Annotated in this window: 17 protein-coding genes; 15 read left to right on the forward strand and 2 right to left on the reverse strand. The window is 73.5% G+C overall.

The features are described from left to right. Position 1 precedes the first annotated feature (1 nt). Complete coding sequence (locus tag GWK15_RS03105; RefSeq protein WP_168038937.1) at positions 2-1,303, reverse strand: hypothetical protein; 1,302 nt, start codon at positions 1,301-1,303, stop codon at positions 2-4. Positions 1,304-1,382: 79 nt separating this feature from the next. Here GWK15_RS03105 and GWK15_RS03110 point away from each other — a divergent pair, with 79 nt between their 5' ends. The 12 genes from GWK15_RS03110 to GWK15_RS03165 all read left to right on the forward strand — a co-directional run bounded on the left by GWK15_RS03110 (position 1,383) and on the right by GWK15_RS03165 (position 9,662). Then, on the forward strand, positions 1,383-1,910 hold the full coding sequence (locus GWK15_RS03110; RefSeq protein ID WP_168038939.1) for a hypothetical protein: 528 nt from the start codon (positions 1,383-1,385) through the stop codon (positions 1,908-1,910). After that, positions 1,907-2,422, forward strand: a complete 516-nt coding sequence (locus GWK15_RS03115; RefSeq protein WP_168038941.1) for a hypothetical protein — start codon at positions 1,907-1,909, stop codon at positions 2,420-2,422. Before GWK15_RS03110 ends, GWK15_RS03115 begins: the two co-directional genes overlap by 4 nt. A 69-nt stretch (positions 2,423-2,491) precedes the next feature. Then, positions 2,492-3,268 (forward strand): RibD family protein, encoded by a 777-nt coding sequence (locus tag GWK15_RS03120; protein WP_168038943.1) that lies wholly within the window; start codon positions 2,492-2,494, stop codon positions 3,266-3,268. Continuing rightward, positions 3,265-4,245, forward strand: coding sequence for a zinc-dependent alcohol dehydrogenase (locus GWK15_RS03125; protein ID WP_168038945.1), 981 nt, complete (start codon positions 3,265-3,267; stop codon positions 4,243-4,245). Before GWK15_RS03120 ends, GWK15_RS03125 begins: the two co-directional genes overlap by 4 nt. A 118-nt stretch (positions 4,246-4,363) precedes the next feature. Then, positions 4,364-4,507, forward strand: a complete 144-nt coding sequence (locus GWK15_RS03130; RefSeq protein WP_168038947.1) for a hypothetical protein — start codon at positions 4,364-4,366, stop codon at positions 4,505-4,507. Between the two features lie 61 nt (positions 4,508-4,568). Then, a complete protein-coding gene (locus GWK15_RS03135; RefSeq protein WP_168038949.1) occupies positions 4,569-4,973 on the forward strand; it encodes a 6-pyruvoyl trahydropterin synthase family protein in 405 nt (134 codons plus the stop codon). After that, positions 4,970-6,016, forward strand: coding sequence for a glycosyltransferase family 4 protein (locus tag GWK15_RS03140; RefSeq protein ID WP_168038951.1), 1,047 nt, complete (start codon positions 4,970-4,972; stop codon positions 6,014-6,016). Before GWK15_RS03135 ends, GWK15_RS03140 begins: the two co-directional genes overlap by 4 nt. Further along, complete coding sequence (locus tag GWK15_RS03145) at positions 6,016-6,891, forward strand: class I SAM-dependent methyltransferase (protein ID WP_168038953.1); 876 nt, start codon at positions 6,016-6,018, stop codon at positions 6,889-6,891. Before GWK15_RS03140 ends, GWK15_RS03145 begins: the two co-directional genes overlap by 1 nt. Before the next feature lie 10 nt (positions 6,892-6,901). Beyond that, the gene (locus GWK15_RS03150; RefSeq protein ID WP_168038955.1) at positions 6,902-7,387 is read left to right on the forward strand and encodes a cupin domain-containing protein; all 486 of its coding nucleotides are present in this window, start codon (positions 6,902-6,904) and stop codon (positions 7,385-7,387) included. Positions 7,388-7,400: 13 nt separating this feature from the next. After that, positions 7,401-8,660, forward strand: coding sequence for a 3-oxo-tetronate kinase (gene otnK, locus GWK15_RS03155; RefSeq protein ID WP_168038957.1), 1,260 nt, complete (start codon positions 7,401-7,403; stop codon positions 8,658-8,660). After that, positions 8,653-9,285: a 3-oxo-tetronate 4-phosphate decarboxylase gene (gene otnC / locus GWK15_RS03160; RefSeq protein WP_168038959.1), complete on the forward strand. Its 633-nt coding sequence runs from the start codon at positions 8,653-8,655 to the stop codon at positions 9,283-9,285. The genes otnK and otnC overlap by 8 nt, the downstream gene beginning before the upstream one ends. Further along, positions 9,285-9,662 (forward strand): DUF1937 family protein, encoded by a 378-nt coding sequence (locus GWK15_RS03165; RefSeq protein WP_168038961.1) that lies wholly within the window; start codon positions 9,285-9,287, stop codon positions 9,660-9,662. The genes otnC and GWK15_RS03165 overlap by 1 nt, the downstream gene beginning before the upstream one ends. On the opposite strand, the gene GWK15_RS03170 is transcribed toward GWK15_RS03165, so the two are convergent. Beyond that, positions 9,619-10,329, reverse strand: coding sequence for an MgtC/SapB family protein (locus tag GWK15_RS03170; protein WP_168038963.1), 711 nt, complete (start codon positions 10,327-10,329; stop codon positions 9,619-9,621). The two genes, GWK15_RS03165 and GWK15_RS03170, sit on opposite strands and share 44 nt — an antisense overlap. Before the next feature lie 133 nt (positions 10,330-10,462). Between GWK15_RS03170 and GWK15_RS03175 the strand changes: the two genes are divergently transcribed. From GWK15_RS03175 to GWK15_RS03185, 3 genes are read left to right on the forward strand one after another with little or no spacing between them, the layout of a single operon-like run. Continuing rightward, positions 10,463-11,434 carry a tripartite tricarboxylate transporter substrate-binding protein gene (locus tag GWK15_RS03175; RefSeq protein WP_168038965.1) on the forward strand — a complete coding sequence of 324 codons (972 nt, stop codon included), beginning with the start codon at positions 10,463-10,465 and terminating at the stop codon, positions 11,432-11,434. Between the two features lie 7 nt (positions 11,435-11,441). Continuing rightward, entirely contained in the window at positions 11,442-12,047 is a 606-nt protein-coding gene (locus tag GWK15_RS03180; protein ID WP_168038967.1) for a nitroreductase family protein, read from the forward strand. Then, positions 12,044-12,652, forward strand: a complete 609-nt coding sequence (locus tag GWK15_RS03185) for a nuclear transport factor 2 family protein (RefSeq protein WP_168038969.1) — start codon at positions 12,044-12,046, stop codon at positions 12,650-12,652. Before GWK15_RS03180 ends, GWK15_RS03185 begins: the two co-directional genes overlap by 4 nt. Position 12,653 lies beyond the last annotated feature (1 nt).

Below are 12,653 nucleotides of genomic sequence, written 5' to 3' on the forward strand. Positions count from 1 at the left end.
GTCAGGGCGCGCGCGCCGCGGCGAGGATCTCGTCGATCGGGTCCAGGGCTGCGACGCGCAGGATCTGCCGGGCGAAGACCTCCCGGTTGTGCCGCGCGGCGAGGCGCAGCCGCGTCATCTCCGCCGGCGTGAAACCCGGCGCACGGCCGAGGAAGCGCGCCACCGACGCCAGCGCCGCGGCGAAGCGGCGGTCCGGCGCGGGCTCAGCGTCGTAGCCGTGGTCGACCAGGTCGGGCAGCGTGTCGAAGCCGAGCTCGGCGAGGCCCGCGACCGTGCCGTGATTGCCGAAGACGATGAAGGGCAGGCCGCTGGCGAGTGCCTTCAGCGTCTTCTCGGTCCAGCGGTGCAGGTTGGGCCAGACCATCTCCGTCTCGGTGACGATGAAGAGCTCCGAGGCGGCGACCTCCTCCATCGGCAGCGAATGGACGCGCCAGTGGCTGTGCGCGAAGGCCTTGGTGTCGCCGGTGCGGTCCATGCCGGAGGCAAGCAGCGCCTCGACCCGCGGATAGAGCCCCGGCTCGACGCGGGCGAGCCAGGTCGCGTCGCGCGCGAAGCGGCTCCGGGCCGCCTCGTCCTCCTCGATGCGCTTCACCGAGAAGGTCAGGTGGCCGGGTTCCTCGCGCGCCAGCAGCCAGGCGGCGAGCACGGCGCGATGTGCGCGCACTACGTAGTTCAGGCAGATCCAGCGATTGCGGCGCGGCCCGTCCGAGGCCAGCGCGAAGCCGAAGGGCCAGCGCGGCGGAGGCTCGCCGGGCAGCGGCTTGATCTCGGGTGCGAAGAGCCGGTGCCACAGGCCGAGCGCATAGCCGTCGCCGGTCACGATGCGCACCGGTTCGATCCCGCGCGCCGCGCACCAGGCGCGATACTCGGTGCCGAGTGCGCGGTTCTGCTGCACCCAGGCGGTGCGCCCGGCGGGAATGCCGGAGGCCTCGAGCGCGCCATGCAGGATCGCGGCTTCCTCGCCGCGGAAGGCGCGGCCCTCGCTCGCTCCATCGAGTACCAAAAGACCCTGCCCGGCGCTTATGCGGTCCAGGGCCTCCGGCGGTGCGGGCGCAAGCATGGCGAGCGCCTCGGCCGGGTCGAGCAGCCGCGACAGATGCGCGAAGGGCGAGAGGATCAGCGGCCCGTCGCGCGGTCCCGGGGCGACGTTCCGGTCGATCATGTGCCGCAGCTGGCCGATCAGCGGGCCGTGGCGGATGCCCTCCGGCGCGACGATCTCGCAGCGGGCCAGCGCCTCCAGCCGCGCGAGCAGCGGCCGGCCGGGATGGTCCGTCGGCAGGTCGGGCGGGCGCGGGGGCTGCATCCGCCATGCATGCCGCGCGACGCTGGTCCCGTCCACAGGCCACCTTGCCCGCTTCGCTGCGGCGCAGCAGGGTGCGGCCGTGACAAGCTTCCTCCGCCGCCATGCCAGCCTGCTGGTGATCGGCGCCATCGCCTCGCTGGGGGCCGCCGCGCTGTGGCAGCGCGACGGCGGGCCGGCGGTGGGGCGGGCGCTCTACCACGCCTGGGAACTCTTCCTGTTCATCGCGCCCTCGCTGCTGGCCGGGATGCTGCTCGCAGCAGCGTTGCGGCAATTGATGTCGCCCGGCGCGCTGGCGCGCTGGATGGGGGCCGAGAGCGGCTGGTTCGGCCTGGCGGTCGCGACGCTCGCGGGGATGCTGACGCCAGGCGGGCCGATGGCCGCCTTTCCGCTGGTGCTGGTGCTGGCCGGCGCGGGCGCCGATCGCGGAGCGCTGGTGGCCTACATCACCTCCTGGACGCTGAACGGGTTCCAGCGCGTGCTGGTCTATGAGGCGCCGCTGCTCGGGCCGGGCTTCGCCATCCTGCGGGTGGTCATCACCCTTCCCATGCCATTGCTGGCGGGGTGGATCGCGCGCCGCCTGCCGATCGCCTGGGAACCGCCGAAGTGACGCCGGGGCAGATCTTCCTGTGGGTGCTCGCCGTCATCGCGCTCGGTTTCTGCCTGCGGCGCGGGCCGGCGGCCGTCCACAAGGCCGGGGTCGAGACCGGCAAGAACCTCATCAAGATCCTGCCGATGTTCGCGGTCGCGCTGCCCATGGCGGCCTTCCTCGCGGAGCTGATCCCGGCCGATGCGGCGGTCGCCTGGATCGGGCCCGATTCGGGCTTCGCCGGGGTGCTGCTGGGCTCGGTCGCGGGCGGGCTGATGCCGGGCGGGCCCTTCGTGACCTTCCCGCTGGTGCTGGCCTTCGCCAAGGCGGGCGCGGGCGTGCCGCAGATGGTCGCGCTGGTCAGCGGATGGTGCGTCTTCGCGGTGCACCGGATCATCACCTGGGAATACCCCGTGCTGGGCTGGCGCTTCGTGGCGCTGCGGCTGCTCTCGAGCATGCTGCTGCCGGTCTCGGCCGGGCTGATCGCGGAACTGGTCGTCGAGGTCCTGCCGATCGCGCTGGGATCGCGGTAGGCCGGGCGCCGGTCTTGCCGCGGGTTGGCACTAGCCGCCACCGCCCCGCATCGGGCATGACGCCCCGCGATGGATCACCCTGTTCCCGACCCGGACTGGACGGCCCTGCTGGCGGCGCGCGACGGCGCCGCGCCGGCGGGCACCTTGGCGCCGCTCTTTGCGCCGATCCTGGCGGCGCCCGCCGCGGCGGATGGCTGCCGCGTCGTCGGACGCCTGGCGCAGACGCTGGACGGGCGCATCGCCACCGCCTCCGGATCCAGCCAGTGGATCGGCGGGCATGGCGACATCCTGCACACCCACCGGCTGCGCGCGCTGTGCCACGCCGTCGTGGTCGGCGCGGGCACGGTGCGGCATGACGATCCGCGCCTGACGACGCGGGAAGTGCCCGGGCCCGACCCGGTGCGCGTCGTGATCGACACCGAACGACGCCTGTCCACGGAGTACCGCGTGTTCCGCGAAGGGCCGCCGACGCTGCTCGCCTGCGCGGAGGATGCCGCGGGCAGCGCCCGACACGGCACGGCCGAGGTGCTGCGGCTGCCGCGCGACCCGGCGGGGGGCATCGCGCCGGCCGCGCTGCTCCGCGCGCTGGCCGCCCGCGGCCTGACGCGGATCTTCGTCGAGGGCGGCGGGCTGACCGTCTCCCGCTTCCTCGCGGCGGGATGCCTCGACCGGCTGCACGTGACGGTCGCGCCGGTGCTGCTGGGCTCCGGCATCCCGGCCTTCACCCTGCCCGAGGTGGCGCGCATCGCCGACGGGCTGCGCTTCACCTGGCGGGTGCACGAGATCCCGCCGGACATCCTGCTCGACATCCCGCTCGACCGCGTGCGGCCGGGATGCGCGGCATGAGCGAAGCCCGCGCCCTCTGGACCGTCGCCCCCGGCAGTTGCGAGATCCGCGCCGAGGCCCTGCCGCCGCGCGCCGCAGACCAGACGCTGGTCCGCACACTCGCGACCGGCATTTCGCGGGGCACGGAACGCCTGGTCCTCGCGGGACGCGTGCCGGAGAACCAGCGCGCGGCGATGCGCTGCCCGCTCCAGGCGGGCGATTTCCCCTTCCCGGTGAAATACGGCTACGCCGCGGTCGGCGTCGTGGAGGACGGGCCCGAGGCGTTGCTCGGGCGGCGCGTCTTCGTCCTGCATCCGCACCAGGACCGCTTCCTCGCTCCCGCGGCCATGTGCATCCCGGTGCCAAATGGCGTGCCGGACGCGCGCGCCGTCCTCGCCGCCAACATGGAGACCGCGGTCAACGTGACCTGGGATGCGCGGCCGCTGGCCGGGGAACGCGCGCTCGTCATCGGCGCCGGGGTGGTCGGGCTGCTGGTTGCCGCGCTGCTCGCGCGGATGCCGGGGATGGAAGTCGTGGTCTGCGACGTCGATCCGCGCCGCCGCGCGATCGCCGAGGCACTCGGCGCCCGCTTCGCCCAGCCGGAGGACGCACCCGGCGAGCGCGACCTGATCGTCCATGCCAGCGCGGACCCCGCCGGACTGCGCCGCGCCCTCGACCTCGCCGGCTTCGAGGGTCGCATCGTCGAGGCATCCTGGTTCGGCACGCGGGAGGCGACCCTGCCGCTCGGCGAGGCCTTCCACGCGAAGCGGCTGCAGATCGTCTCGACCCAGGTCGGCGCCGTCGCACCGGCGATGCGCGGGCGGCGGACGCATGGCGAACGGATGGCGCTCGCCCTGTCCCTGCTCGCGGATGCGCGGCTCGATGCCCTGGTCGGGCCGGCGACGCGCTTCGACGATCTGCCCGAGGCCATGCCGCGGCTGCTGAACCCGCCGCCGGGCGAGATCCCGCCCCTCTGCCCCCTCGTCACCTACGGCTGAGGCTTGCGGGCGGGCGACGCCCGTCCCACCTGACCTGACGGCGGTGCCCATCCGGCTGCCCGCCCGGCGGCGCCGCCCTCCCCGTGCCCTTCGGCGCGGTTGCGGGCAGGAGGGCGTCATGGCTGCAACCCATCACGGGTCCGCGGGCCCGATCACGACGGCCGTCCGGCAGGGCGTTACGCTGGGCGTCATGCGCTGGGTGCTGGCCGCCTCGCTTCTGGCGGCGGTCATCGGCCTGGTCGTGGCGCGGCTGCTGGCCTAACCACGGCTAAGCGCGGCGACCCGCGGATGACGGGCGCGCATGCCGCCGCTACAAGGACGGCATGTTCAGCCTGACCGTCGTCGACCACGTCATGATCGCCCATTCCTTCCGCGGGGAGGAATTCGGGCCGGCGCAACGCCTGCACGGCGCCACCTTCGTGGTGGAAGCCGAGTTCCGCGCGCCGAAACTCGACCACCTGAACCTGCTGGTGGACATCGCCGCAGCGAAGGTGGAACTGCGGAAGATCCTCGACGGCTTCGACTACCGGAACCTCGATGCGGAACCGCAATTCGCCGGGCAGAACACGACCACCGAATACCTCTGCGCCCATATCCACAAGCTGCTGTCGGCCGCGCTGGCCGAGGGGCGGCTCGGCGATGGCGGGCGCGCCGTGACCGGGCTGAAGGTGCTGCTGCGCGAAAGCCATGTCGCCTGGGCGGCCTATGAGGGAGCGCCCGCGGCTTGAGCATCCATCTCCTCGTCCCCGGCCCCTTCGACGCCATCTCGGGCGGCTACATCTACGACCGGCGCATGGTCGAAGGGCTCCGCGCCCTCGGCGAGACGGTCGAGGTCGTCGAACTGCCCGGCCACCACCCCGCCCCCGACGAGGCCGCGACCGAAGGCGCGCGGGCCGCGCTGCACGCCCTGCCGGCCGATGCGCGGGTGGTCATCGACGGGCTCGGCCTGCCGGCCTTCCTGCCGCTGGCGCAGGAACTCGCCGCCCGGCGCGTCACCGCGCTGATCCATCACCCGACCGCGCTCGAACACGGCACGGCGGAATCCACCCGGACGGTGCTGAAGGCGAAGGAACGCGCGCTGTTCGCCGCCTGTGCGCGGATCGTCTGCACCTCGCCGCTGACGGCGCGGCGGCTGCCGGAGGAATTCGGCGCGGATGCCGCGCAGATCGGCGTGGTCGAGCCCGGCACCGATCCGGCGTTGCGCGCGAAAGGCTCGGGCGGGCCGGGCTGCGCCATCCTCTCGGTCGGCACGCTGGTGCCGCGGAAGGGACATGACGTGCTGCTCAAGGCGCTGGCGCGGCTCACGGACCTCGAATGGACGCTGACCATCGCGGGGGACGAACGGCGCGATCCCGCCCATGCCCATGGGCTGCGCGCGCTGGCCGAGGAACTCGGCATCGCTTCCCGCGTCACCTTCGCGGGCGAGGTCACGGGCGAGGAGCTCGAAGCGCTCTACGCCGGGGCCGACCTGTTTGCGCTGGCGACGCGCTGGGAGGGCTACGGCATGGCCGCGGCCGAAGCGATGGCCCGCGGCCTGCCGCTCGCCATCACCGCCGGCGGCGCGATCGCCGAGGTGGTGGCCGAGGGATCGGCCATCGTCTCCCCCGTCGATGACGTGATGTCGCTGTCCAAGGGCATGCGGCGGCCGATCTTCGACGCGGACCTCCGCGCCGAGATGGCCGAGGCGTCCTGGCAGGGCGGGCAGCGCCTGCCGCGCTGGACCGATCGTGCGGAGGCCTTCCGCGCCGAGCTTGCCAAGGCGGTCGCCTGATGACGGAGGCCTTCGACGGCGACTGGCTCGACCTGCGGGAGCCCTATGACGCGGCCTCGCGGGATTTCGGCCTGGCGGTGCGGCTGGCGGCGGCGCTGCCGGCGCGGCCGCGCATCCTCGACCTCGGCGCCGGGACGGGCAGCCTGCTGCGCTGGCTCGGCCATTTCATCGGGCGCGCCCAGGCCTGGACGCTGGTCGATGCCGACCCCGAGCTCGCCGAGCGCGCCTTCGAGACCATCGCCGACCGCGCCGAGGCCGTGGGCTGGGCGGCCACCTGGCCGGGCAAGAAGACCCTGCTGGTGCACTCGCCCGAAGGCGCCTGGCGAATCGAGGGGCTGATCGCGGACCTCGCCGAGGCGCCCGGCAACCTGCCGCTCGACAAGGTGGATGCGGTGGTCTGCTCGGCGCTGTGCGACCTCGTCTCGCGCGGCTGGATCGAGCGCATCGCCGCCGCCTGCGCCGCCCGCCGCCTGCCCTTCTATGCCGCGCTGAACGTGACGGGGAACGAGCGCTTCGCGCCGCCGCGCCGCGGCGATGCGGTCGTGATGCGCGGCTTCCGGCGCGACCAGCGGCGCGACAAGGGCTTCGGCGGCATCGCCCTCGGCCCCGCGGCGCCGGACGCGATCGCCGAGGCCTTCGCCGCGCAGGGCTACACGGTGCATCGCGCGCCGTCCGACTGGGTGATCGACCGCCGCGCCGGCGCGATCACCGAAGCCATCGCGGTCGGCCATGCCACCGCCGCGCTCGCCTGGGAACGGCGATCGGGCGCGGCGATCGAGGATTGGCTCGCGGCGCGCCGCTCACAGGCGGTGAACAGGGCTCTCTCGATCCGCATCGGCCACCAGGACATCCTCGCCCTTCCCCCCGAACGGTAAGGAGACCGCCATGTCCGACGCCAAGCCCCCGATCGCCGTCGTCGCCGCCGAGGTGCCGCCGCGCGCGAAGCTCTCGGGCTATCCGAAGGACCTGGTCGAGAAGATCGGCAACCGCCAGAAGACCGTCCTCGGCGACCTGTTCGGTCTGAGGAATTTCGGCGTGAACATCACGCGCCTGCCGGCCGGTTCGGCCTCCGCATTGCGCCACGCGCACGAGAAGCAGGACGAGTTCGTCTACATCCTCGAAGGCGAATGCATCCTGGTGACGAATGCCGGCGAGACGCCGATGAAGGCCGGGATGTGCGCCGGCTTCCGCGCCGGCACCGGCGACGCGCATCACCTGGTCAATCGGGGCGGCGCGGATTGCGTCTATCTCGAGATCGGCGACCGCACGCTGTTCGAGAGCGTCGACTACCCCGATGACGACCTGATGGTTCGCCCCGGACCGGACGGGAAGTCGGTCTATTTCCGCAAGGACGGAACGCGCGTCTTCTGAAGGAGGGCCACGAATGCCCCTGCTGCTTGGCTGCATCGCCGACGATTTCACCGGCGCCACGGATCTCGCCAACACCCTGGTCAAGGCCGGGATGTCCGCCGTCCAGGTGATCGGCGTGCCGGCGGGCCCGCTGCCCGAGGCGGACGCGGTGATCATCGCGCTCAAGATCCGCACCGCGCCGGTCGCCGAGGCGGTCGGGCAGTCGCTCGCGGCCTGCGATGCGCTCACGAAGGCCGGGGCGAAGCAGCTCTTCTGGAAGTACTGCTCGACCTTCGACAGCACGGACCAGGGCAATATCGGCCCGGTGGGCGATGCGCTGCTCAAGCGGCTCGGCTCGGGCTTCGCCATCGCCTGCCCGGCCTTCCCGACCAATGGGCGGACGATCTACCTCGGCCACCTGTTCGTTGGCGGGGCGCTGCTGAACGAGAGCGGGATGGAGAACCATCCGCTCACCCCCATGACCGACCCGAACCTGGTGCGCGTGATGGCGCGGCAGACGGATGGCAGCGTCGGCCTCGTCTCCTTCCCCGTCGTCGAGCAGGGCGCGGCGGCCATCCGTCGTGCCATGACCGGGTTGATGGACCGCGGCACGCGCTGGGCGATCGTCGATGCGGTCTCCGACGCGCATCTGATGGCGATCGGCGAGGCCGTGGCACCGCAGGCGCTGGTGACTGGCGGCTCGGGCGTGGCAATGGGCCTGCCGGCGAATTTCCGCCGCGCCGGGCTGCTGCCGGATCGCAGCGACGCCGGCGCCCTGCCGCCGATGACGGGCGCTGCCGCCGTCGTCGCCGGGTCCTGCTCGCGCGCGACGCTCGGGCAGATCGGCCTCGCGCGCGACCACGTGCCGGTGCTGGAACTCGATGCGCTGGCGACGCCCGATGCGAAGGCCATGACGGCGCAGGCGCTGGCCTGGGTCGACGGCAAGCTCGAGGACGGGCGTCCCGTCGTCATCGCCGCCAGCGCGACGCCGGAGAAGGTCGCCGCCCTGCAGGCGAAGCTCGGGCGCGATGCGGCCGGCGCGCTGGTCGAGGACGCCGTCGCCTCCATCGCCGAGGGCCTGGTTGCGCGCGGAGTCGGTCGCCTGGTGGTGGCGGGCGGTGAGACCTCGGGCGCGGTGGTGACGCGCCTGGGCGTCACGTCGCTGCGCATCGGCCCGGAGATCGACCCCGGCGTGCCCTGGACCTTCGCCGAGCCGAAGGGGATCCACCTCGCGCTCAAATCCGGCAATTTCGGCGCGCGCGACTTCTTCCTGAAGGCCTTCGACCATGGATGAGGCGGCGCTGCGCGAGCAGCTCGCGATGCTCGGCGCCTCGCTGTTCCAGCGGGGCTATTCGGTGGGCACGGCGGGCAACATCTCGGTGCGGCTGCCCGACGGCTACCTGATGACGCCGACCAATTCCTGCCTCGGGCGGCTGGATCCGGCGCGGATCAGCAAGCTGGCGCCGGACTGGTCGCATGTCGGTGGCGACAAGCCGTCCAAGGAAGTCTTCATGCACCGCGCGGTGCTGACGGCGCGTCCGGATGCCGGCGCCGTGGTGCACCTGCATTCCACTTACGCGACCGCGATCGGGTGCCTTGCCGAACCCGGCGAGACGGCGCCCATCCCGCCGCTGACGCCCTATTTCGTCATGCGCGTCGGCCGCACCCTGCCGGTGATCCGCTACTACCGGCCCGGCGATGCGGCGATGGAGGCGGACATCCACGCGGCGGCGAAGGATGCGAAGGCCGTGCTGCTCGCGAACCACGGGCCGGTGGTGTCCGGCAAGACGCTGGCCGATGCCGTGCATGCCGCCGAGGAGCTCGAGGAATCCGCCCGCCTCGCGCTGCTGCTGCGCGGCGCGCCCGCCCGCACACTGACGCCGGCACAGGTGGACGACCTGCTGAGCACCTTCGGCTGATGTGGATCATGGTCGCCGGCCCCTACACCTCGGGCGGGGCCGATGCGGCCACGCGCGCGGCGCGGCTGGCGGAACTGAACCGCGCGGCGCTCGCGGTGTTCCGCCTGGGGCATGTGCCCGTCATCGGCGTGAACATGGCCCTGCCGGTCATTGCCGCGGCCGAGGGTGACGCCTTCGAGGACGTGATGATGCCGCTGTCGCTGGCGCTGGCCGAACGCTGCGACGCGATACTGCGGATCGGCGGGGCGAGTGCGGGCGCCGATGCCGAACTCGCGCGCTTCGCCGCGGCCGGCAAGCCGGTGTTCCGCAGCCTGACGGAGGTGCCGCCGGCGGCTATTCCTCCTGCGGCTCCTGCTCCTCCCAGCCCACGCGGGTGATCGTGGGCTCGAGGCTGAGCCGCCCGACGATCGCCTCGAGCGCCTCCGTCGCATCGCCCTGGGCGGAGAGATAGGCGGTCAGCACCACGCGCGGCGCGCTGCCGTCGATGCCCGGCAGGTCCTCGCTTTCCAGGCGCTGGAGACGGGCGCCGCCCGCCGCGATCTGCTTCAGCAGCAGCAGTCGCAGGGCGGCCTCGCCTTCCGCCGCGCCGGTCGCGGTGATGCGGAAGCGGTGGGGGACCTCGGACCCCGCGCGCGGGGTCCGGTCGATCAGGCTGGTCAGGGGGCGGATCACGATGTTGACCACCACGATCAGCCCGGCGGCGAGCATCGCATGGGCCACCAGCCCGGCCCCGCAGGCCACCCCCACCGCGGCCGAGCACCACAGCGTCGCCGCGGTGTTCAGCCCCTTCACGTTCAGCCCCTCCCGCATGATCGCGCCGGCGCCGAGGAAGCCGATGCCCGAGACGACCTGCGCGGCCATGCGCGACGGGCTCGCCTCCCCGGGCATGGTGAAGCCGATCGCGGCGAAGGCCGCGGCGCCGAGGGCGACCAGCGCATTGGTGCGCAGCCCGGCGGAACGCTGGCGGTACTGGCGCTCGGCCCCGATGGCCGCGCCCAGCAGCAGCGCGATGACCAGGTGCAGCGCGGTGTCGTCGAAGGGCATGCCGGGGCCTTTTCCCTGCCGTCCCTTGCGGTGTGCACCGGCGGCGATGTGGCGGGCAAGCGCCCCCGCTTGACCGCGCGCGGCCGCCGGGCCAGTGCTGCCGGTGGAGATCACGTCCACGGGAGAACGCCCGATGCCGAGCCGCCGCGCGGTGCTCGCCGCCGCTTCGCTTGCCGCGCTGCCCGCCCGCGCCCAGGCGCCCTGGGCGCCGGACGGGCCGGTGCGCCTGATCCAGGGTTTCGCGCCGGGCGGGACCACGGACATCGTCGCACGGCTGCTCGCCCCGTCGCTCGCCGCCGCCCTCGGCCAGCCCGTGGTGGTGGAGAACCGCCCCGGCGCCGGCGGGACGCTCGCCGCCGAGGCGCTGGCCCGTGCCCGCCCCGACGGGCGCACCATGATGATGCTGAATAATGCCTTCGCGGTGACCGCCGCGACCTTCCGGCGCCTGCCCTACGACCCGCTGGCCGAGGTCGTGCCCGTCAGCCAGGTCGCGACCATGCCGCTGGTCTTCCTCACGCCGCCGACCGGCCCGCTGACCTCCGTCGCCGCGCTGGTCGAGGCGGCGAAGGCGCGCCCGGGGGCGTTGAACCTCGGCACGGTCGGCGTCGGCTCGACCCAGCATTTCGTCGCCGAGGCCTTCCAGGCCATGGCAGGCGTGAAGCTGACGCACGTGCCCTATCGCGGCACGCCGGCGGCGGTGCTGGCGCTGCGCCAGGGCGAGGTGCAGCTGGTGGTCGAGACCGTCGCCGCCGTGCTCGGCCAGATCCGCGCCGGCGAGGCGCGCGCCATCGCGCTGTCCACGGCGCAGCGCTTCCCCGGCCTGCCGGAGGTGCCGACCATGCGGGAGGCCGGGCTCGCCGAGTTCGACCTCGCGACCTGGTTCACCCTCGCCTTCCCCGCCGGCATCCCGCCCGCCGCGGTCGCGCGCGTGCAGGCCGAGACGGCGCGCGCCCTCGCCGATCCCGACCTCGCGGCGCGAATGCGCGAGATGGGGCTGACGCCGGTCGGCAGCGACGCCGCCACCGCATCCTCCGTCATCCGCCGCGACATCCAGCGCTGGCGCGACCTGGTGGTCGCCGCCGGCATTCCCCAGCAGGAGCAGTAGACCGACCATGACCGACCGCACCGCGCCCGCCGCGCACCCCATCGCGGCACCGCTCGCCGCGCGCTGGAGCCCGCGTTCCTACGAGGAGCGCGCCGTGCCCGACGCGGCCCTCGCCCAGGTGCTCGAGGCCGCGCGCTGGGCCGCCTCCTGCGTCAACGACCAGCCGTGGAACTACATCGTCGCGCGCAAGGAGAAGGAAGCCGAGGGCTACGCGAAGATCTTCTCCTGCCTCTCGGCGAACAACCAGGGCTGGGCGGGCCGCGCGCCGGTGCTGATCATCGGCGTGGCGCGGCAGAACTTCGCGCATAACGGCAATCCGAACCGCCACGCGGCCTATGACCTCGGCCAGGCGACGGCGAACCTGGCCGCCGAGGCCGCAACCCTCGGCCTGCAGGCGCACCAGATGGCTGGCTTCGACGCCGCGAAGGCGCGCGAGGCCTTCGCCATCCCCGCCGGCTTCGATCCGCTGGTCGCGATCACCCTCGGCTACCCCGGCCCGGCCTCGGCGCTGCCCGAGGCGCTGGCCGCGCGCGAGACGGCGCCGCGCGCGCGCCGCCCGATCGCCGAGTTCACCCATCTCGGCGCCTGGGGCGCGGCGGGAAGCCCGGCATGACGCAGGAGGAGCTGCTCGACGACCTCGCCCTGCGCCGCCTGGTGCAGGACTGGGCGGTGTGGCGCGACGCCGGCGACTGGGAGCGCTTCGCCGGCTGCTGGCATGACGGCGCGCGGATGATGGCGACCTGGTTCCAAGGGCCGGCGACCGACTTCATCGAGGTCTCGAAGGCCGGCTTCGCGAAGGGGGTGCGGATCCTGCACTTCCTCGGCGGGATCAGCGTCGACCTCGCCGGGCCGCGCGCGATCGTGCAGACCAAGATGACGATCTCCCAGCGCGCCGAGGTCGAGGGCGTGCTGGTGGACGTGGTCTGCACCGGCCGCTTCTACGATTTCTGCGAAAAGCGCGACGGCCGCTGGGGCGTGGTGCTGCGCCAGCCGATCTACGAGAAGGACCGGCTTGATCCCGTGGACCCGACGACGGCGCCGCGGCTCGATCCGGCGCTGCTCGCGCAGTTCCCGGAGGGCTACCGGCACCTCGCCTATCTGCAGACGCGGATCGGCTACCAGGTAAAGCGCGACATGCCGGGGCTGACGGGGCCGGAGGTCGCGGCGCTCTATGCCTCGGGCGCGACGTGGCTGGCCGGCGAGGCGCTCGACCGCTGAC

Origin of the sequence: Neoroseomonas oryzicola, assembly GCF_012163135.1 — a bacterium.
In the GTDB taxonomy this organism is placed as follows: domain Bacteria; phylum Pseudomonadota; class Alphaproteobacteria; order Acetobacterales; family Acetobacteraceae; genus Neoroseomonas; species Neoroseomonas oryzicola.